We start from the raw sequence: 19066 nt of genomic DNA on the forward strand, positions 1-19066 counted from the left end.
CTCTATTACACAAACGTTTCACTCGTTGTTCAGTTTTCAAAGAACAATCTTCATTCCAGCGAAGCTTGCTGCTTCAAGGCTTTTCAAGCCTCAATCTTACTCGCTTCATCAAGTCGCTTTGTTCAGCAGCGACTCTTATAATATATCATGTTCACCGTTTCAAAGTCAAGCGTTTTTTATAACTTTTTTTCAGCCTCTTTCGAAGCGTAAGTTTTAAAAGTTGCTCTCTCAAGAAGGGCGAGTATTAATGTATCACATATTCACATTGAGAGTCAACAGTTATTTCAGAAAAAATAAAAAGCTACATTGTTGCCAAATGTAGCTTCAGCTTCACACCCTATTGTGCTCTGCATTTATCCAACCCATTCATAAGCTTGCACGTTGCCCAAATTCCCATATGGCGTCGTGTGCTCCACCAACTTCTCATCAAGATATCCACGGTGAACGAGCTTCTTCAACAGCGTCGGCAAGTATTTCCCCAGCCACTTAAACTCGGCATGCTGCATAATGTTCGCCATCGGCACAGGGCCCTGAGCTTGCTTTATCCATTCCAATAACGGCGCACAGCTTTCCGTAATCTTCGACGACAATGAAAATTCACAAGCTAGCAGCGCAAGCTGAATCCGCTGCGACATGGATTCCGAACTCATCGTAAACTCTTCGTACATCTTATACACGCCTAAATTAAGACATTTGACTTGCTGCCATAATGCAGCACGCGGCATTTCCCCCTGCTCCATAACAACAAGGCGCGCCCAGTAATAAAATGCTTGATCTACATAGCGGTAAGCATCGAGCATGTAATTCATCTGTAAAAAATGCTTCGCCTGAGTGTGAGAATCCAGAAAACAAGCATACGTCTTCATATACTCCAGGTGTGCCGATGCCTTCTTGTGATCCTCAAGCCGTTTCCGCCATGCAGTTAGCGTACCGCTGCGATCTACTATAATATCCGCTCGTCCTAAGGAAGATATAAATGGCTGAACTTCTATAGATGTAATCCACTCTTCCCACTCATCAGGATGAACGCAGGTCCAACGTGTAACAGACCGCTCTTCGTTCGAAACTTGAATTGCATGATAAGGATGAGACGGACACTCTTCGTCGATAACCAGTATGTAACGGTCCCATTCGGTATGCTCATGCATTTCTCCGTCAAGCTGATTGCGCTTAAGGACAAGAACGCCGCTCACGCTTGCCGCACCGGACAATTGGTCAATTGAGTCATCCATTACTTGTTTCATTCTTTATCCCACGCTTTTTGGCTTTCTTTTACATCGAATGATAGTTTATAATTCTACATAGAATCTCTCTTTCCTTCTAATTCAAAAACATTTTCATACACGATTGGGGGGGCTGCAATGAAACATCGTATTTTCAGAACGAGCAAAATTAACGAGTTCCGTCTTTGGGGTCTTGTCCTTACTCTAGCCGGTATGGGAATGATGGTGCTTGGCACTGCAGGAATTTTAATGTGGGGCTTGCAGGGTAGAGCCTTCGCCGGAGTATTCATGGTCCTCGGTATGATCGTGCTGCTTGGCAGCGTGGCCATTTACTTCTGGGCAGGAATGCTCTCTACTAGCGCAGTCGTGCTGCAATGTCCGGAATGCGGGCGCCAGACCAAAATGCTTGGCAAAACGGATCGTTGCATGTTCTGCCGGACCATCCTGACGCTGGATCCTGACAAGGCAGCCGAACCGTCACTCGAAGACAATGAAGTTCAAGCATCACAATTGGAAGAGAGCAAATAGAAACAACAAGTGTACAGCATACATAACCAATGTACACAGACCGTTCAACGCATTCACATTCACGTGAACGTTGGGCTGTATTAATGAAGCCGCCTGCATATGAGCAGACGGCTTTCTTATTTGATAAAGGATTATAAAGTTATGACGCCGGGTACAGTAGCACGTTCCATATATCCGAATCGGCAAAGCTGCGTGCCCAGACTGCGATTCCACCCAATCCAAGCTGCTGTGCAAGCACAATCCGCGAGCGAACAGAGCGCTCATCTTCAATCCATATTTTTTTTACGACGCCATCCTCTTTGAACTCGACATAGTTTTGACCGGTTTGCTCCGAGAAAACAGGCTTCAGCTTCTGCTCCTGCAGCAGTTCTTGAATCGTTCGCATGCCAACCGACTTGGAGCTTACCTTCGTTTCTCCATTCTTCACTTCTTCCGTCCATATTCTCGTATACAGAGGCATTCCGAGCACCAGCTTGTGTGCCGGCACTTTATCTTCTTCCATTATACGAGTTACTGATTGCTCCACCCATGGTAAAGAAGCGACTGAGCCCGCGATGGGGCTTGCTGCCCAATGTTCATCGTAAGCCATGACCATCATGAAATCTACGACCTCACCAAGCTTTTCCCTGTCTAAAAATTGCGACCAGCGACCACTGCTCGACTTGGCGGTAACGTCTATGGAGACGACTAAGCCTTGAGCATGCATTCGAGGTGTCAGCTCCCGCACGAATTGCGTTAATTGATCCCGATCTTCCACATTTACGTTCTCATAATCAAGATTAATTCCATCGACCTGATATTGCTCCGCCAATCGCAGCAACTGTTCAATCGTCCGGCTTCGTCTTTCAAATGTAGACAATGCTTCCGTCGTACGCTCCGGCTCGAAGCTGTTGCTGTACAGTGCCCATACCTCTTTGTCATTGCGGCGAGCCCAATTGCTCAACCTTAGATCACCCTTGCTCTGAACGTTCCCTTCATCATCAGCTAAGCTGAACCACGTGGGGCTAATTACGTTCGTTCCAGGCATGGACGGCAGCTTCGCCGGATCCGGATTGCGAGAATATACAGCTTCCCACGCGAGACTGACAGATTTCTTCTCCTCTACGAATCGCGGCTTCGGTGCCGGTTTCACATCTGGAACTACGTTTTTATCCGTGTACTGTACATCCTTCTTCGGCAAGTAACCAAAAGCTCCGCCATCCGCTTCGACATATACCCACTCATCGCGTTCTTTCCATATTGTCAGCTCCGATCCGCCAGATAACTTCTGTACGATGGCCGAGCGTTTATCCGCTTCTTGTCTCATCGTCACCATATCATCCGCATTCTTCTGCTCGGCGATTACGCCTGCCTGCAAGCTTTGCCCGGGAAAACCAAGCTGTACGGCCCCATTGGAAGGATACTGCTTGGCTTGAAGTCCATACATTTCTTGAAGCACGCCGACAGGAACATACACATCTCCGTCTATACTTACCGCAGCCGCATCCCAATTTTTCATTCTCCCGTTCCATGTTCCTTTTGACTGTTCGAGCTGAAGCGAGGCCACATCTTTCGCACTAGTCAATATAACCGTGTCCGATGCTGCCTCATAGACGATCGGAAGCTTCTTCTGCAGCGCTTCTAGCGGTATTAGCAGCTTTTCCCCGCGCCCCTTCGTACCATAACCGCTCCACGTTCCGTTCCATGTGAGCGGCTGTTCCACTTTAGACATGTCCGATTCTGCAATCTCGTTATTCGGCCACCATCCATCAAGTCCCTTCCATATACTGATGGCAAGTATGCCGATCCCAATCAAAATAAACAGGCACCCTCCGCAACCCCGTTTCTTCTTTGTAGATCGGGTCGTCCTGCCGTATGGCTGCTCAGAACGATTGTGCGGAGCGCTTGGCCGCCTCCCTCTGTTTCCCATAATGTCGTCACTCCTACTCCCCTGTTTGTCTTGATAAAGATCGTGTATAAAATATAAAAAGCGCGCAAGCAAATAAATGCTGCGCGCATGGTTCATTTCTACATAATCATAGCGAATGGCTTCTCTACTTGCTGGAAGCTGATTCCGCACAAGCTTGACATACTCCGTACACTTCCATACGGTGGCCTCGTACGACAAAGCCAGTCCGTTCCGCCGCCGTCTGCTCCACTGATTCCAAAGAAGGTATGGAGAAGTCAACGATCTTACCGCATTGCTCACAGATGGCATGGTAATGGTCTGACACATCCGCATCAAAGCGACTAGAACTATCCCCATAAGTCAATTCACGAACGAGCCCAGCCTCGATAAACAACTTCAAGTTGTTATATACCGTAGCGACGCTCATGCTCGGAAATCTCGGTTCGAGCGCTCGATATATTTCATCCGCTGTCGGATGAGTCATAGCATCCATCAAATAGGCTAGAATTGCATGTCTCTGTGGCGTGATGCGTACTCCGGACATTTTTAATTGCTCCAATGCATTTTGAACCCGCGTTTTCATCCTGTCCACCGCCTTCTACGCTCACATTGTAAAGATTCGGGAATTCAAATCGTACATTGTAACGATTATCAGAAAATAATTTCTATATGTCCATTGTACGGGGAAGTTCTTTTTGTTGTCAATGCTAATATATGACGCACAGTTAACGTTTTAATATGCTAATATCTCCGTTTGTCTCCAAAGATAACTGAAAGGCTCCATTTCCTAATGAACCCTCCACTTTATTGTCCATTACATCGAGTGGAAAATTCGTATCGACATCGCCGAATAGATTGGTTGCAACGATGTGGACATTCGCATCCTCCGGAATCCGTATCATCGAATCTCCCGCCAAGCTCTGCAGCTTCCAGTCACCTTCAATGACGTCAGACTCAACGAGCAAGTCGCCGCTCAATGTCTCGGCTTGGATACCGCGCGCAGCTTGGTTTATCTCGATATCACCATTCTTCGTCTCTGTTATTATGTCTCCGTTTATATCATTAAGGTAGACATTGCCGTGCAATGTAGTAGCGCGCACATCACCCTGGACTTGCTTAACGAAAACATCGCCGTTCAATGTATCCGTTAGAACGGTTCCCGAGATATCTTGAAGCTGAACAACTCCATTCTTCGTCTTAGCTTCGACCCCACCATTCATTTGTTCGATGCGAATGTCGCCGTTATTGGATTGAACATGCGTCTTCCAAGTTAATGTCTCCGGAACCGTAACGATAATATCCATACGTACTTGCTGTTGATTATTTACATTCCGGGCGGGCACGCCTTCAATCATCAGCTTCTTGTCCGGTATGAGTGTCTTTATTTGTGTACGTGATTTATCGGCAAGAAGTTGCGCATCTTCACGACTTGCACCGTCCACGACGACGGTCGTCTCCACTTCCACCTCTGCGGCAGCTGAGGAACGAATGTATACATTGCCAATATTATTGCGTACGACTAGTTGTTCCACACGGTTGGAAATGGGATGCGTCTGTTTGGGCTGCTTAAATGGTATTCCTTCACCCTTCGCCATTTCCTTCATCATGGAGAAATCAAATTGAATGCTTCTGACCCAATCACGGAATAAAGCCGGCTGTGATACGGTGAACACTGATATTGTAATGAATATGGCGACAAACATGCCTAGCCAATCCATCTTCCATTGTCGTTTTCCGTCTTTATCCTTATGGCGCATTCCAAACCATATATATTCTACACCCCACAGCACGAAGATAAGAGGCCACCACAGGAGCAGCTGGTTCATGCTGTGAAATCCGAACAACTGGTCCATCAGCAGCATGCAACCTACCGTAACAAGCAAGAGCGATGCGGTAAATCGACCCACCTTAAACACTGTAGTCCAACTCCTTACGTCCTGCTAGAGGTTGTTCAAAAAAGACCTTTTTGAACACGTTCTTTTAACGTCTTTTTCTCGATTCTTTTACCAACAAGAAAATCCCTCCGCCTATGAGCACCGCTGCTCCGGCATAGGAACCCGCATAGGTGAAGAACCATCGCAGCCACACCGGATCAACCGTGAACAGCAGCATAATGAATCCCCCGAACAGAAGGAGCAATCCGAGCCAAGGTCCTTGGCGCACATGTTCTGTCGTTCCGTACATCGCTTGATGATTAACCCTCTCTGTACTTTGCAGCGCATCAAATAAGTTAAAGAAATAAATAACAGGGAGCATTAAAGCAAGCAGCACAATCAGAGGTACATTTACTTTCGCATCGACGGCAGAAAAATATACGATTGCTACAATATCGAGCGCCAACAGCATAATGATAATTAATCCCCGCTGCATTAACCCTAAATAGAAATGCCCTACCCCAGGAAAAATAAATGAGAGCAGCGACGCGACGAACTTACTCTTCTTCGGGGGCATCGTCCCATACATCGGCGGGACCGGGGGTACCGGCGGCATCTCATTATAAGGGGGAACATCTCTGCGTCCTTGATGAGAGCGGCGCATCCGTTCCAAATAGGCCATGCGACGCCGGAGAAACTGTTCTTCCTGCTCATTGCCTAACTTATCATCTTGATCATTATTGTTCTGCGGGTTGTTGAATCCTTTACGTTCCGTATCTTCCATCTTCATCCCTCCTCATAACACCCCTGCTCCAACGCTTTCTGTCCATTTGCGCTTAAAGAGCGTCTTGGCACGGTACAGTCGAGTTTCCACCGTTCTTACGGGCATTTCCAGCATTTCGGCTATTTCGGCATACGTGCGCTCCCGCATATGATAAAGCTCCATTACCATCCTATATTTATCGGGCAGCGAGCGCAGCGTACGGCGCACTTCTTCGCAACATTCCCGCTTCATTACTTGTTCTTCCGGCATTTCCGATACATCATGGAATTGTAGAGACACGACATGGTACGGCTCCAACCGTTCCACCTGGCCTCCTTTATGCTGCCTGCGTATTGAATCAATGAGTTGATTTTTCGTTAATCGGTAAAGCCATGTCGTAAATTTAGAATCCCCGCGAAAGGTATGCAGATGGCGATAGGCTTTCACCAACACTTCTTGTGCAATATCCTCCGCTAAAAAACGATCTTGAATCGTTCGACAAATACACGTTAACACAAAGGGACGGTGTCTTTCCACCATTATACGCATTGCTTCCTCATTGCCTTCCAATACATGCTGCACCAGCAGCTCATCCGATTGTTTCATCAGCTCACGATACACGTTACGTCGACTTCCTTTCCTCCAGTGCCCAAGGTAGGCCTTTTCACTCTCGCCATACCGTACTAATTTGCTTATCTCTATTGTACGTTGGAGTAAGAAACGAAAGAAACCTTCCTGAGTCTAGGAAGGTTTCACCGACTTTAGTCTAGGCTGCCGTATGCTGACGACGGGGAGACTTGAAGCAGAATCGAGTTCGGGCCCAAGAGCAAAGTATTAGTGCGTGTTCAAAAAGGACCCTTTTCAGCACCGAGAAGTATAAGTTTTCGCAAGAAAACCGCATCGGAAGCATTCGCTAGCGAAACTACATGAGCACCTAAAATGATGGTCAAAAGGGGGCTTTTTGAACAACTTCTATTACTCGAAGGTCATTACTTTGTCCAAATGGCGGAGCCATACACCTGATGCTATTTCCTCATCGCGCACTGCCCGAAAGCCTTCACGTTCATACAGCTTCAACGCAGGCAGATTACGGACACCTGTAGCAATGCGAAATATCGACACCTGGGGGCATTGAAGCGCAAACCTTAATAGCTCTGAGCCGATTCCTTGCCTGAAATGATCGGGACGCACCATCAAACGGCAAATATCCATAATCGTGGGCGTAACCATTTCATAAGACAAGGCGCCGACTAATTCAACACCATCCCACCAGCCGTAGAACTTTTCAACCGTCTGCCGCAAGTCCTCGATCGTGTCCATCAGCGGTGGAATCCGATCAAAGCCGAGAATGTCCGCTTCGATGCGGTAAGCCAGCTGCTGCAGGTACCAGAGCTGTTCCAGCGTCTCCTCATCATTCATCTCCAACTGCTTAATCATGACCACACCTCCGTCCTTGCTCCGAATTCGTGTTCAAAAGGTTCCTTTTCAGCACCGGACTTCGAGAGTGATTACAAGATTCGATGTCGAATCACATCTTGGGATGCTTCGTGATCAAAAGGGGAGCTTTTCGAAGAGCCTCTCCAATGAATTATTGAGCAAAAAGCGGAACATCCGCCGTATCCTTCCATCTGTGAAAAGGAATGAACACAGCCAGTTGTTCCGCTCTTGCAGATGCTTGTCTTGTTGACCGCTACTCGATCAGTGTTACGCCTGCTTTAAGCAATCGACAAGAAGTTGATTGACAAGCCCCGGATTGGCTTTCCCTTTAGTCTCCTTCATAACTTGACCGACGAGAAATCCGATTGCTTTTTCCTTGCCTGCACGATAATCTTCAACAGATTGCGGGTTCTTCGCAATAATTTGTTCTACGATCGCTTTAATTGCGCCTTCATCGCTAATTTGAACGAGACCTTTCTCTTCCACAATGACTTGCGGAGATTTACCGGACTCCAGCATTTCCTTAAACACCGTCTTTGCAATCTTGCTGCTGATCGTCCCTTTTTCGATTAACCCAATCATCTCGCCCAAGCCTTGTCCGTTCAGCTTCACGGCATCGATTTCGATTCCGTTGCCATTTACATATCCGAGCAACTCACCCATAATCCAGTTCGCCACCGCTTTGGCATCCTTCGTATATTGAAGGCTTTCTTCAAAGAGATCGGCCAGCTTCTTGGAGGAAGTAATCCCTTCCGCGTCGTATGCGGACAAGCCATATTCGGCTGTGTACCGTGCTTTGAGAGCATCCGGCAGTTCCGGAATAGAGGCGCGCACACGCTCTTTCCATTCGTCATCGATATGAAGCGTAACGAGATCCGGGTCTGGGAAGTAGCGATAATCGTGTGCTTCTTCCTTGCTGCGCATGGACAGCGTGCGTCCTTGCGCTTCATCCCAGCGGCGGGTTTCTTGAACGACAAGGCCGCCATCGTCCAATATATCTGCTTGGCGTTCTTCCTCATATTCCAATCCCCGCTGCACACCACGGAACGAGTTCATATTCTTCAGCTCGGCCTTCGTGCCAAGCTCCTTCTGTCCGTGAGGACGCAAGCTGATGTTGGCATCACAGCGCAGTGAGCCTTCCTCCATCTTCACATCGGACACGTCGCAGTACTGCATAATGGCCTTCATTTTCTCCAAGTAAGCTTTCGCTTCTTCAGGAGAACACAGCTCAGGCTCTGACACGATCTCGACCAGCGGCGTACCGACGCGGTTAAAGTCAACCAACGAAGCGTAACCTCCATCAACGTGTGTCAGCTTTCCTGCGTCTTCCTCCAGATGCAGGCGATTGATGCCGATACGCTTCGTCTCGCCATTCACTTCAATATCAATCCAGCCGTTCTCTCCGATTGGCTTGTCATACTGCGAAATCTGATATGCCTTCGGCGAATCAGGGTAGAAATAGTTTTTACGGTCGAATTTGCTGACCGACGCAATCTCGCAATTGAGCGCCATCGCGGCTTTCATCGCGTATTCCACCGCTTGACGGTTCAATACCGGAAGGACGCCGGGATGCCCCAAGCAAATCGGGCAAGTATGCGTGTTCGGCGGGGCTCCGAATTCCGTGGAGCAGCCGCAAAAAATTTTCGAGTTGGTATGCAGCTCGACGTGCACTTCCAAGCCGATAACCGTTTCATATTTTGCACTCGGCATGTCTCAAACCTCCTCAATTACAGCTGCGGACGCAGCTTATGGTACTCGGTGTGCTGCTCGAACGCATGGGCTGCGCGAAGCACGGTCGTCTCTTGGAACGCCTTGCCGATGAGCTGCAATCCGACCGGCAAGCCGTCTGCCAAGCCACACGGTATGCTTATCGCAGGCACGCCTGCCAAGCTGACTGGAATCGTCAAAATATCATTCAAGTACATGGCAAGCGGATCATCAATTTGCTCACCCAGGCGGAACGCCGTCGTCGGCGCAGTAGGTCCAAGCAAAATATCGTATTGGTTAAACGCTTCATCAAAATCTTGTTTGATGAGCGTGCGCACTTTCTGGGCTTTCAAATAATACGCATCATAATAGCCGGAGCTGAGCGCGTAGGTTCCTAGCATAATGCGGCGCTTCACTTCCGGACCGAAGCCTTGGCTCCGTGACTCGTGATACAACTGCAGCAAGTTGTCTGGATTGTCCGCGCGCACGCCGTAGCGAACGCCATCGAAGCGCGCCAAGTTGGACGAGGCTTCGGATGAAGCCAGCAAGTAGTACGTCGCTACCGCATAATCGGTATGCGGCATGGACACTTCTTCCCACGTCGCGCCTAAGCTCTCGAATACGTTCAATGCGGCTAGCACAGCTTCTTTCACCTTCGGGTCGACGCCTTGTCCAATATATTCCTTCGGCACGCCGATGCGCAGACCCTTCACGTCACCAGTAAGCGCCTCCGCGTAGTCCGGAATAGAGACATCAGCCGAAGTAGAGTCCATCTTGTCATAACCCGCGATCGCTTGCAGCACATGAGCGGCATCCTCAACGCTTCTCGTCAACGGGCCAATCTGGTCAAGCGAGGACGCAAACGCCACCAAGCCAAAGCGCGATACGAGGCCGTATGTAGGCTTGAGCCCGACGACACCGCAGTAGGAGGCCGGCTGACGAATGGAACCGCCCGTATCCGAACCGAGCGCGAAGCTCACCTGTCCTGCGGCAACGGCTGCAGCGGAACCGCCACTGGATCCGCCCGGCACACGTTCCAAGTCCCAAGGATTGCGCGTGCTCTTGAAGGCGGAGTTCTCATTGGAACCGCCCATTGCAAATTCGTCCATATTCAGCTTGCCGATTGTAACGACTTGCGCGTCTCTCAGCTTGCGAGAGACGGTTCCGTCATAAATAGGCTTATAATTGTCCAAGAAGCGACTCGCACAAGTCGTGCGCAGTCCCTCGGTCACGATGTTATCTTTAATACCGGCCGGTACACCAGCCAGAATATCGACGGCTTCTCCTTGTGCGATGCGGCCGTCAGTAAGGCTTGCCTGCTCGCGAGCGCCTTCCTCATTCAGAGTAAGGAACGCTTGCACGCGCTCATCCGTCTCAGCGATGCGTCGATACGACGCGTCCGCCAATTCGGAAGCAGACAGCTTGCGATCCGTTAAAGCTTGCTTTAATTCCGATATAGACATCTCAAGTGGCGTCAATGCGGATATCCTCCCTTATCACTTCATTCCAATACGGCCGGAACTTTGAATTGTCCGTCTTCTTCCTCCGGTGCGTTAGCCATTACTTTCTCTATCGGTAACGATGGACGAACTTCATCCTCACGCATCACGTTCCGAATCGGCAGAACATGCGTCGTCGGCGAGACGTCATCCGTATTTAATTCGTTCAACTTCTCCGCATACTTCAGTATAGCGTTCAGTTGTTCCGTATAGCGTTCTTTCTCTTCGTCGCTCAAATTGAGTCTTGCCAACTTGGCGACGTGTTCAACGTCCTGTACGTGGATGCTCATCGGCAACATGCTCCTCCTTGCGCCATCATGGCCAAATTCATCCCTTTATTATAGCTTAGAAGGGCATTCAACTCAACGCGCGATTCCGTTAATGCGGCGCTGTTATTAAGGCGCTTCTGATCGCCCTGGATCCAAGCGCTGCCAATCCACAAAAAAACACCGATGCACCAGATGAGATCCAGTGCTCGGTGTTCGGTTCTTCATTAAATCCAAGCGCGCAAATTCACTTGGCGTACAAACTCTTCCTGAGACAAAGCTTCTTGAACCTGCTCTTCTTCCTCTTCCGCAGTATCACCGTTCATGATGCGGCGGAACAAAGATTCATTGCGGGTCGCAAGGGCATAATCGATAAGAGCTTCCCGTTCGATGCGGTCCGCTTCCTGCTGCAGCAGCAGGTCTTCTTGTTCGACATCAGATGCCGGCACGAAGAAGTTGCGGTTTGCTTTCGGAACCCGGATGACGTAATCGAATGCGTTATCCGCATTACGGTCATGGGCAATGATATAGCCATATTCCCCGATAGGCAAATGTTGTTCGAAACGGTCGGCTAGAATGACTACCTTCTCTCCCAAATGCAGCATTGTCCATGCCTCCCATCCGTATGCTGTTTTTACTATGGTACTAAAATTTATGGGTCCTGTAAATGTATACGCACTGCTCTGGCGAATAGATACTACTATATTACGATAAACGATATGAAAAGTTTCCCCTCCCGGCTACTGTGGAGCTGGAATGGAAGTCAATCCTCCCGGCGCCGTCGTCAACCGTTTATATCCAGTCTCTGTAATCAGATATGTATCCTCGATTCCGACTACGCCGCGGCCTGGAAATGTAAATTTTGGTTCAATCGCGATGACCATTCCCGCTTGGAGCGGCTGCTTGAAGCCGCGGGCCAGAACAGGCCATTCATCGATTTCCATCCCGATGCCGTGACCGAGAAATCTCACTTGATCTGCCCCAAAGCCCATAAAATGATCAGACAAGCCGTAATTCCGCGCCATTTGCAGCGCGTCGGCATACAGCGTCTCACAAACGATACCAGGCTTCAAACGCTCTTCCGCCGCCCGCAAAATAGCTTCAGAAGCCTCATACGCCTGCTGAAGCTCATCATCGAGCTTCCCGATGACGATCGTGCGGGTCTGGTCGATAACGTATCCGTCAATGCAGCAGCCGATATCGACCAGAATCGGCTCATTGACGGCGATAACTTTGCGGCTCGATCCTTGAGGACTGGCCGGCGTCAAGCCGCGCCCGCCCGCGGGACCGTCGAAATAGGTCGGCTCCGCTCCCGCTTCGCCAGACGCTACCATGCCTGTCACGAGCTCTTGATTGTAGCCGCGCATGCGAATCATGCCGATATGTCCCTGCATGCGGAAGGCATACTCAATATGAGCGATAAGCTCCAGCTCCATCATGCCCGGCCGCACGTAAGCAGCCGCCTGCTCCATAGCGTGATGCGCAGCTCGTGCCGCTGTCATGATGCGTTCAACTTCCCATGGCGATTTCACCATGCGCAGCTCGCGCAGCAGGAGAGACCCGTCGGTCCAAGTCACATTCGCGGGAAGAACCGCTTGAAGCCGCTCATACTGTTGAACGGGCAGCACATCATATTCCGTAGCAATGACAGCTGGCGCAATGCTGCCTTCAGCGCTTGAGAGCGGCCACACTGAAGGAAACTGTGCTGCGAGCGTCTCAGCGAACTGCCGGAACGAGCCAAGCGGCAGCACTGGAACACAAGCCTCCTCAATGGCGCGCGCAACACTTCGTTTTACGAAAAATACCGGTTCCTCGCTCTGCGGGATGAATAAATACCCCGTCTGCATCGACCCGGTAAAATAGTAGATATCTATATTTTGCGTGACAAGAAAGGCATTGATAGATTGTTCCTTCATGACCGATTGCAGCCGGGAAATCCGGCTTTCACATTCCTGCTTCATCATCGAAATCATAGGGTTCCCCTTCCTAACAGTCATCAACAATTATATTTAATCATACCACGAACGCCTGTCTCCGCCAACGGCCGACCGCCTTCGTTGGTCGCATTCGGGAACAAAAAAAACGGCCCGTTCGAACCCCCAAGGATCGACGAGCCGTGCTAGGATAGTTATCTTTTCATGCGTGTTCAAAAAGATCACCTTTCAGCACCGAGTAGTGCAAGTTTTCGTGAGAAAACCGCATCGGAAGCATTCCCGAAGAAGGAAATTTTTGAACAACCGCCTTTACACAAATGGATTATGTTCCTTCTCATAACCGATGGTAGTCACAGGTCCATGACCCGAATATACGGTGACGTCATCAGCTAACGGAAACAGCTTCCCATGGATGGACTGCAGCAGCTGCTCCATATTGCCGTCCCGCAAATCGGTGCGTCCCACGGACGTGCGGAACAGCACGTCTCCCGAGAAAAGATGCTTCTCATGCAGGAAACTGACGCTGCCCGGGGAATGACCCGGCGTATGCATAACATGGAAGGTATGTCCGATCAGCTCTACCGTCTGGCCGTCCTGCAGCAAATGCTCGGCAGGCTTCATCGACATCGGAGGCGACACCTGCGGCCACATTGTAGAGCCGTTCAACTCTGGCGTCGTCAGCCATTCCGCTTCCCGTTCATGTATGTACACCGGACAATCGCCATGTGCTTCTCGTACACGATCTACGCCCCCAATATGATCGAAATGGGCATGCGTCAACAGTATGGCCTTGACAGAAACGCCCTTCAGCGCTTCCAGCAGCGGCTCCGGATTCATCCCCGGATCGATGACGATCGCTTCATTTGTCGTTTCATTCGTGAGCACATAGGCATTCGTCTGCACGGGTCCCAATGAATAACTTTGAATACGAAACATGATATACCTCCGCCTTAGATCATTACAGGGCGGACAGCAGCTCTCTCAATTCGGAAACAATGCGGGCATGATAAGCAGCGCTTTCACCGTATTGCTTCATCATCTGCTGTCTGACCACTTGAAGTTTGTCTTGATAATCCGATGCTTCACGATCCGGATTCGCTTGCTTGAATGCAACCATGTGCGCCTGAACATCACTTGGGCGAGGTCCCCATTGCCCCAGTACGTGCCCCCCGGTATCCGCAAAAATAACGATAGGAACCGAACGTCCACCCATCGTAAGAAATTCATCCATCACGTCAGGGAATTGCTCCATAATGAGCACTTCAGTCTGCATCTGCGCCGTCTCCAGCGCCCGGAACACGACCGGAACGTTGCGAACGACGTCTCCGCACCAGTCTGCCGCCAAGATAAGGCAACGGATATCGTCACGGAATTGGAGCGATTCGAAGTACGCTTTATCCTCTTCATTCGCCCATTCGAATTGCTCGTACCACGAGAGAAACGCCTCTTTGTTTTTTTGCATGCTATCGATGAATGCTTGTGGTGATATGCCTTTGCCTAGAACGCCAGCAACGTTTTTGCTCATTTCCGCTTCCCCGCCTTCTTCCTGGATTTAGTATATTTAATGACAACATACACGATAAGGATGGCTAACGCAACTAAAATGAACGGCTTTACATAAGGAGCTGCCGCTTCATTTATCGTCTCCCATTTGTCTCCGAGCACAAATCCCAAGTAGACGAAAAATATCGTCCACGGGATGACGGCCAATGTCGTAAGCACCGTAAAGCGCCATACCGGCATTCTGGCAATTCCGGCCGGAATCGAGATCGCATGCCGGACGACTGGAACGAACCGCGCGCTAAAAATGACCCCCGCTCCGTATTTTTGAAACCATTCCTCCGATTTGTCGATATGATGCTTGTTAATCAGTATGTACTTCCCGAAACGCTCCAGAAACGGTCTGCCTCCGTATCTCCCGATCCAGTACACAAAAAGCTGCGCAAGCACGCCGCCGATGACACCGAAAATAACAGCTTCAATAAAATTAATCTGCTGAGTCGAAACTAGAAATCCCCCGTACGCCAGCACAATCTCACTGGGAATAACCTCAATCATGAGCCCCAGCATAATTCCCCATTCCCCAAGCTGCTGCACCCAATTCAGCAGCGAACTGACTATTTGATGGATCATCCCCACGGCACGCTTCTCTCCTCTGTTTTTGTACCAGTTTATTCTACCATATGAGTGGACATGACTCCAACAGCTGGCATGACCCCCAAAGAAGCGGCATACATATGGACTAGCACGACTTGTACTAGGAATTGTCGAAGTCATCTGCATTTCATCTATTAAAAGTTCACTTCATTTAGAGGAGGTTGTGCAGTTATGTCCCGTTTTTGGGTAGTGTCCCGCAAGCAGTGGCGCCTAGGCGTCATTGCTGTCGTTGCCGTTATGGTTGCGGCTGCATTCTGGCGCTATGAGACGTTGCGGACGGAACGTGAGACTCAAGCCGCGGTACAGGCCGTACGCGTCATTCACATGGTTACCGGAGAATTCAAGACGAAGCTGGATAACGGTCAGGACATGGAAGTATACCGCTTCGATCCCGGTACCGTATTCGCCAATGACGGCGAGCGTGTAGAGCTGCGCATACGCGGCGTGAACGGCAATAAGCACGATTTCGTCATCGAAGGCCTGAACCTGCGTGGAACGGTGGAAAAAAACAAAGAAACGGTCGTGTCCTTTACTGCGAAGGAGGGGATATACCGTATCGTCTGCCTGACTCATTCCGATGCGAGCCACGAAGGCCCGATGATCGGCTATATCGTCGTCGATTAACATCAGGGGTCTCGCAATCAACTTGGGAAAGCGACCACAGGCCTCAATCCTGCATATGCTGTAGCATATCCGCAGGAAAGGAGCTTGTCACACGTTGAAAGCACCCAAAGAACGCCACGCCATGTCCCTCCCATCCGCGAGAAAAATTCGCCGCGCCTGCAACAATGAGTTGTATCGCACGGTCAAACGAATGAATGTCTGGATATCCGACGAGCTGATGAAGCAAGGGGAAGATTTGTATTACAAAAGGGTCATTGCCAATCTGATCTGGGTACACGAGAACGCGAATAACCGCAAGAAGCTTGCCGACTGGTTCGACGAAGCCGTTAGCGGCGCTCTCGCTGACCTGTGGAATGTGGATCGGACGAAGCTGTCTACTTGCTTCCGCCAATCCTTCGGCGGATGATTGACTTGAATGGCAAGGCTGCCGCGCATCATTGTCCTGGCAGCCTTTTTTGCATGCGGTGGGCGCTTGTCCTTAGCGCACTGTTCTTGTTGCTATGGTCGCTCTATCTGCGACAGCCCCGTTGGAAAATATACAATTAAAGGTAGTGATTGAGCGGCTGAATGGCATGTAGACTGTAATTTATAAAGTGGAGCTGGCCGTTTTTCAGCGATTACAGTGGAATGTTGCTGTGAAACAGGAATTTCAAAGGTCGATGAGGAATTTGAATATTACACGTGTTTCAAAAGTGAAAAGCCTCTATAAAGGAGCATAGGAGGAGGAGGAAGTCAGATGCGCAACATGATTTGCCTGCACGGATTAACGCCAGAACAAGAAGAGCACATCCGCGCGGCGGCGCCGGAATGGAGCATCCTCTTCGGGCGGCCGAATGAGCTGGACCGAAGCGTCTACCGCGATGCGGAAGTCATTCTGGGCTGGTGCGGCACTGCCGCGGAGGAATGTCTTCAGCAGGATTCCAAGCTGCGTTGGGTTCAGCTATGGTCTTCGGGTGCGGACTACATGCCGTTTGCAGCACTGCAAGAGAAAGGGATCATGCTCACCGATGCCGGGGGCGTTCACCCTGTACCGATGGCGGAGACGGTGTTCGCGATGCTGCTTGCCTTCACGCGCGGGCTCCCATGGGCTATTCGCAATCAGCAGCAGCGCTCGTGGAATAAAGAGGGGCATTTCACCGAGCTGACAGGGAAGACGATAGGCATTATCGGAGTTGGCCATATCGGTACAGAAATTGCCCGCCTGGCCCAAGCGTTCGGCATGCGCGTTATCGGCGTACGCCGTTCAAAGCGATCGGCGCCATATGTCGAAGCTATTTATTCGCTTGAAGAGCTGGACAAGGTATTGGAAGAGAGCGACGTTGTCGTCAATGTACTGCCGAAGACGGACCGAACGCTCCGACTGTTCGACGAAGGGCGCTTTGCGGCAATGAAAGCAGGAGCATTGTTCATCAACGTCGGCCGCGGCACGACAGTCGAGACGGACGCGCTCGTGCGCTCCCTGCAGGAAGGCCATCTCGGCGGCGCCGGATTGGACGTGTTCGATATCGAGCCTTTGCCTGAGGATCATCCGTTATGGTCGATGGACAACGTCATCATCACCCCGCATATCGGCGGGAATACAGATCAGCTGAAGGAACGGGTGACGGCATTGTTTATCGAGAACTTGCAGATTTACCTCACTCAAGGCGAGCCAGCTCGCAACGTAGTCAATTACGATAACCAATATTAATGTGCCAGTTGTAACCTTTTTAAGTAAAAGTTCAAATATAAGTAAAAGTTCAAAATGTGGATTTTAAAAAAACAATCTTTATAAGAAAAGACGCGATAGAATGAAGGCCCCCTGCTTACATGGGATCCTGCATTCTTCGCGCCCTTGGCGGTCTGCAGACCGCTTACCTCGTCTGCTCGGCAAGCCGGCCATAATCATTGCGGAGCAGCTCGGCTACATCCTTTTCCTGCTCCCGATCCATATGCATCAGCCCCATCGTCTGAATCCATTGGCTGTGGTTCACGTACCAGTTGTACATCGACCACCAGTCGATGCCAGCAACGAATCCCTGCGGATTGGCCTCCCCTTCCGATGTCACTGCAGCCTGCTCCATCAACGCCTTCATCGTATCGTTATAAATGCCAGACTGCTTATCGCTCTCGCTATTGTCTTGCTGACTCCAATGTCCGACTCCGTATTCAGAATCGGTTTGTCCGGCCATAGGCGGTGGGCTTCCTCTAAGAAGTCACGCGTACCTTCATAAGGCGTCCCGCCATGAAAAACACCAAAATACATCGTCCAGGCCGCCACATCGAGCGGCTCCATCGAAGCATCGTGAGCTCCCGGCTGATCCGCTGCCGCGCTCTGCGTAATGAGTCTGCCATCATCATAATTCGTCCGCACATCTTGAACGAGGCGTTCGTTGTACGCTTTGCGCAGCATCACATCACTGGAACTCCTACTTTGACGGACTGATTTATATGCGCGAAGTGGAGAAGCTGCCGCTTGCTACCTTGCTGCAGACGATCGTTGTGTAGACCGACTTCACGAACATGGACCCGGAGACAGTGAAGAAGCTGTCCCAGCGCACCGTGAAATCGGCGCAAATCTTTATCAGCTTGATTCCGATACTAGCCATTTATCCATTTCTGCAAAAATATTTTGTGCACGGCATCGTGCTCGGTGCGGCGAAGGAATAGGCGGCTGTCATGCAATCGCATGGCGACAGGCCAAGGTTCAAGATAAGTGAATAGCACGACAAGTAAAACGACCGATCCCTATTCACAGGATATCGGTCGTTGGCGTTGCATTTAGCCGATGACGGCGAATGCTTCGACGCCGGCAGGCACTCTGCGCGTACGGAACAATACGCCGTTGCTGTTGAAGATTTGAATCGTCAGCGCAACGTTGGTCAGCGTGCCAATGTTATTGAAGCGCACCACTCCGAAGCGATCGAAGGATCGGGTGGAGATCAGGCGGTTCCCCGCGAAGACGCGCGCAAAAAATCCCGGCGTGCTGAACGGCACCCCGTTCGACTGCACCTAGACGACGGTGAACCGATTAAGGATAGGGCCACACACTTGCTTCTCATACACCGTCTTGAGATCGCGGCTTTGCGCTGCTTTTCCCTTCAACTGAGGATCATTCAATGGAGGGACTCGTGTGACCATGCTCATGCGGATGTCTCCTTCCGTTCATATGCTACACGGTATGAGC

The 19066-nt window shown here is 50.2% G+C and carries 23 protein-coding genes and 1 pseudogene; 5 read left to right on the top strand and 19 right to left on the bottom strand.

Annotated elements, in window-relative coordinates; genetic code table 11:
- Positions 1–353: 353 nt before the first annotated feature.
- A complete protein-coding gene (locus LQV63_RS21450) occupies positions 354–1244 on the bottom strand; it encodes a hypothetical protein (protein ID WP_233698239.1) in 891 nt (296 codons plus the stop codon).
- Positions 1245–1361: 117 nt separating this feature from the next.
- On the opposite strand from LQV63_RS21450, the gene LQV63_RS21455 reads away from it, so the two are divergent.
- Positions 1362–1751 carry a YgzB family protein gene (locus LQV63_RS21455; RefSeq protein WP_233698240.1) on the top strand — a complete coding sequence of 130 codons (390 nt, stop codon included), beginning with the start codon at positions 1362–1364 and terminating at the stop codon, positions 1749–1751.
- 139 nt (positions 1752–1890) lie between these two features.
- Here the strand turns inward: LQV63_RS21455 and LQV63_RS21460 are convergent, their stop codons facing one another.
- The 14 genes from LQV63_RS21460 to LQV63_RS21525 all read right to left on the bottom strand — a co-directional run bounded on the left by LQV63_RS21460 (position 1891) and on the right by LQV63_RS21525 (position 15252).
- A complete protein-coding gene (locus LQV63_RS21460; RefSeq protein WP_233698241.1) occupies positions 1891–3660 on the bottom strand; it encodes a glycosyl hydrolase family 18 protein in 1770 nt (589 codons plus the stop codon).
- 124 nt (positions 3661–3784) lie between these two features.
- On the bottom strand, positions 3785–4222 hold the full coding sequence (perR, locus tag LQV63_RS21465) for a peroxide-responsive transcriptional repressor PerR (protein WP_019421728.1): 438 nt from the start codon (positions 4220–4222) through the stop codon (positions 3785–3787).
- 142 nt (positions 4223–4364) lie between these two features.
- Entirely contained in the window at positions 4365–5555 is a 1191-nt protein-coding gene (locus LQV63_RS21470) for a DUF4097 family beta strand repeat-containing protein (protein WP_233698242.1), read from the bottom strand.
- A gap of 64 nt (positions 5556–5619) precedes the next feature.
- Positions 5620–6297 carry a hypothetical protein gene (locus LQV63_RS21475; RefSeq protein WP_233698243.1) on the bottom strand — a complete coding sequence of 226 codons (678 nt, stop codon included), beginning with the start codon at positions 6295–6297 and terminating at the stop codon, positions 5620–5622.
- 12 nt (positions 6298–6309) lie between these two features.
- Positions 6310–6897: an RNA polymerase sigma factor gene (locus tag LQV63_RS21480; RefSeq protein WP_019421725.1), complete on the bottom strand. Its 588-nt coding sequence runs from the start codon at positions 6895–6897 to the stop codon at positions 6310–6312.
- A 354-nt stretch (positions 6898–7251) separates the two neighbouring features.
- The gene (locus tag LQV63_RS21485; RefSeq protein ID WP_233698244.1) at positions 7252–7713 is read right to left on the bottom strand and encodes a GNAT family N-acetyltransferase; all 462 of its coding nucleotides are present in this window, start codon (positions 7711–7713) and stop codon (positions 7252–7254) included.
- Positions 7714–7980: 267 nt separating this feature from the next.
- Positions 7981–9423 carry an Asp-tRNA(Asn)/Glu-tRNA(Gln) amidotransferase subunit GatB gene (gatB, locus tag LQV63_RS21490; RefSeq protein ID WP_233698245.1) on the bottom strand — a complete coding sequence of 481 codons (1443 nt, stop codon included), beginning with the start codon at positions 9421–9423 and terminating at the stop codon, positions 7981–7983.
- A 17-nt stretch (positions 9424–9440) separates the two neighbouring features.
- Complete coding sequence (gene gatA, locus LQV63_RS21495) at positions 9441–10898, bottom strand: Asp-tRNA(Asn)/Glu-tRNA(Gln) amidotransferase subunit GatA (RefSeq protein ID WP_233698246.1); 1458 nt, start codon at positions 10896–10898, stop codon at positions 9441–9443.
- 23 nt (positions 10899–10921) lie between these two features.
- Positions 10922–11209, bottom strand: coding sequence for an Asp-tRNA(Asn)/Glu-tRNA(Gln) amidotransferase subunit GatC (gatC, locus tag LQV63_RS21500; protein WP_019421721.1), 288 nt, complete (start codon positions 11207–11209; stop codon positions 10922–10924).
- Between the two features lie 203 nt (positions 11210–11412).
- Positions 11413–11790, bottom strand: a complete 378-nt coding sequence (locus LQV63_RS21505) for an ATPase (protein WP_233698247.1) — start codon at positions 11788–11790, stop codon at positions 11413–11415.
- A gap of 135 nt (positions 11791–11925) precedes the next feature.
- Positions 11926–13158 (bottom strand): M24 family metallopeptidase, encoded by a 1233-nt coding sequence (locus tag LQV63_RS21510; RefSeq protein WP_233698248.1) that lies wholly within the window; start codon positions 13156–13158, stop codon positions 11926–11928.
- 270 nt (positions 13159–13428) lie between these two features.
- Positions 13429–14055, bottom strand: a complete 627-nt coding sequence (locus LQV63_RS21515; RefSeq protein WP_019421718.1) for an MBL fold metallo-hydrolase — start codon at positions 14053–14055, stop codon at positions 13429–13431.
- Positions 14056–14077: 22 nt separating this feature from the next.
- Complete coding sequence (locus tag LQV63_RS21520) at positions 14078–14644, bottom strand: thioredoxin family protein (RefSeq protein WP_019421717.1); 567 nt, start codon at positions 14642–14644, stop codon at positions 14078–14080.
- Entirely contained in the window at positions 14641–15252 is a 612-nt protein-coding gene (locus LQV63_RS21525) for a DedA family protein (protein ID WP_233698301.1), read from the bottom strand. The genes LQV63_RS21520 and LQV63_RS21525 overlap by 4 nt, the downstream gene beginning before the upstream one ends.
- Before the next feature lie 195 nt (positions 15253–15447).
- Here LQV63_RS21525 and LQV63_RS21530 point away from each other — a divergent pair, with 195 nt between their 5' ends.
- The 3 genes from LQV63_RS21530 (at position 15448) to LQV63_RS21540 (ending at position 17590) form a co-directional block, all read left to right on the top strand.
- On the top strand, positions 15448–15900 hold the full coding sequence (locus tag LQV63_RS21530) for a cupredoxin domain-containing protein (protein ID WP_019421715.1): 453 nt from the start codon (positions 15448–15450) through the stop codon (positions 15898–15900).
- 94 nt (positions 15901–15994) lie between these two features.
- The gene (locus LQV63_RS21535; RefSeq protein ID WP_019421714.1) at positions 15995–16306 is read left to right on the top strand and encodes a hypothetical protein; all 312 of its coding nucleotides are present in this window, start codon (positions 15995–15997) and stop codon (positions 16304–16306) included.
- A 330-nt stretch (positions 16307–16636) separates the two neighbouring features.
- On the top strand, positions 16637–17590 hold the full coding sequence (locus LQV63_RS21540; RefSeq protein ID WP_233698249.1) for a D-2-hydroxyacid dehydrogenase: 954 nt from the start codon (positions 16637–16639) through the stop codon (positions 17588–17590).
- A gap of 163 nt (positions 17591–17753) precedes the next feature.
- On the opposite strand, the gene LQV63_RS21545 is transcribed toward LQV63_RS21540, so the two are convergent.
- Positions 17754–18071, bottom strand: a complete 318-nt coding sequence (locus LQV63_RS21545) for a hypothetical protein (RefSeq protein WP_233698250.1) — start codon at positions 18069–18071, stop codon at positions 17754–17756.
- Positions 17972–18295: a hypothetical protein gene (locus LQV63_RS21550; RefSeq protein ID WP_233698251.1), complete on the bottom strand. Its 324-nt coding sequence runs from the start codon at positions 18293–18295 to the stop codon at positions 17972–17974. Before LQV63_RS21550 ends, LQV63_RS21545 begins: the two co-directional genes overlap by 100 nt.
- A gap of 2 nt (positions 18296–18297) precedes the next feature.
- Here LQV63_RS21550 and LQV63_RS21555 point away from each other — a divergent pair.
- Positions 18298–18549: pseudogene (locus LQV63_RS21555) on the top strand (carbohydrate ABC transporter permease); the annotation flags it as partial.
- A gap of 111 nt (positions 18550–18660) precedes the next feature.
- On the opposite strand, the gene LQV63_RS21560 reads toward LQV63_RS21555, so the two are convergent.
- Together LQV63_RS21560 and LQV63_RS31540 are read right to left on the bottom strand one after the other, a co-directional pair.
- Positions 18661–18891: a hypothetical protein gene (locus tag LQV63_RS21560; protein ID WP_233698252.1), complete on the bottom strand. Its 231-nt coding sequence runs from the start codon at positions 18889–18891 to the stop codon at positions 18661–18663.
- Positions 18892–19026 carry a hypothetical protein gene (locus LQV63_RS31540; protein ID WP_267934146.1) on the bottom strand — a complete coding sequence of 45 codons (135 nt, stop codon included), beginning with the start codon at positions 19024–19026 and terminating at the stop codon, positions 18892–18894.
- Positions 19027–19066 lie beyond the last annotated feature (40 nt).

This window comes from Paenibacillus profundus (genome assembly GCF_021369635.1).
In the GTDB taxonomy this organism is placed as follows: domain Bacteria; phylum Bacillota; class Bacilli; order Paenibacillales; family Paenibacillaceae; genus Paenibacillus_B; species Paenibacillus_B profundus.

Excerpts from the sequence above, each read along its gene's own strand:
- LQV63_RS21450 (WP_233698239.1), bottom strand. The coding sequence starts at position 1,244 with ATGAAACAAGTAATGGATGACTCAATTGACCAATTGTCCGGTGCGGCA.
- LQV63_RS21455 (WP_233698240.1), top strand. The coding sequence starts at position 1,362 with ATGAAACATCGTATTTTCAGAACGAGCAAAATTAACGAGTTCCGTCTT.
- LQV63_RS21460 (WP_233698241.1), bottom strand. The coding sequence starts at position 3,660 with ATGGGAAACAGAGGGAGGCGGCCAAGCGCTCCGCACAATCGTTCTGAG.
- perR (WP_019421728.1), bottom strand. The coding sequence starts at position 4,222 with ATGAAAACGCGGGTTCAAAATGCATTGGAGCAATTAAAAATGTCCGGA.
- LQV63_RS21475 (WP_233698243.1), bottom strand. The coding sequence starts at position 6,297 with ATGGAAGATACGGAACGTAAAGGATTCAACAACCCGCAGAACAATAAT.
- LQV63_RS21485 (WP_233698244.1), bottom strand. The coding sequence starts at position 7,713 with ATGATTAAGCAGTTGGAGATGAATGATGAGGAGACGCTGGAACAGCTC.
- gatB (WP_233698245.1), bottom strand. The coding sequence starts at position 9,423 with ATGCCGAGTGCAAAATATGAAACGGTTATCGGCTTGGAAGTGCACGTC.
- gatC (WP_019421721.1), bottom strand. The coding sequence starts at position 11,209 with ATGAGCATCCACGTACAGGACGTTGAACACGTCGCCAAGTTGGCAAGA.
- LQV63_RS21505 (WP_233698247.1), bottom strand. The coding sequence starts at position 11,790 with ATGCTGCATTTGGGAGAGAAGGTAGTCATTCTAGCCGACCGTTTCGAA.
- LQV63_RS21510 (WP_233698248.1), bottom strand. The coding sequence starts at position 13,158 with ATGATTTCGATGATGAAGCAGGAATGTGAAAGCCGGATTTCCCGGCTG.
- LQV63_RS21515 (WP_019421718.1), bottom strand. The coding sequence starts at position 14,055 with ATGTTTCGTATTCAAAGTTATTCATTGGGACCCGTGCAGACGAATGCC.
- LQV63_RS21520 (WP_019421717.1), bottom strand. The coding sequence starts at position 14,644 with ATGAGCAAAAACGTTGCTGGCGTTCTAGGCAAAGGCATATCACCACAA.
- LQV63_RS21525 (WP_233698301.1), bottom strand. The coding sequence starts at position 15,252 with ATGATCCATCAAATAGTCAGTTCGCTGCTGAATTGGGTGCAGCAGCTT.
- LQV63_RS21530 (WP_019421715.1), top strand. The coding sequence starts at position 15,448 with ATGTCCCGTTTTTGGGTAGTGTCCCGCAAGCAGTGGCGCCTAGGCGTC.
- LQV63_RS21540 (WP_233698249.1), top strand. The coding sequence starts at position 16,637 with ATGCGCAACATGATTTGCCTGCACGGATTAACGCCAGAACAAGAAGAG.
- LQV63_RS21545 (WP_233698250.1), bottom strand. The coding sequence starts at position 18,071 with ATGGCCGGACAAACCGATTCTGAATACGGAGTCGGACATTGGAGTCAG.
- LQV63_RS31540 (WP_267934146.1), bottom strand. The coding sequence starts at position 19,026 with ATGAGCATGGTCACACGAGTCCCTCCATTGAATGATCCTCAGTTGAAG.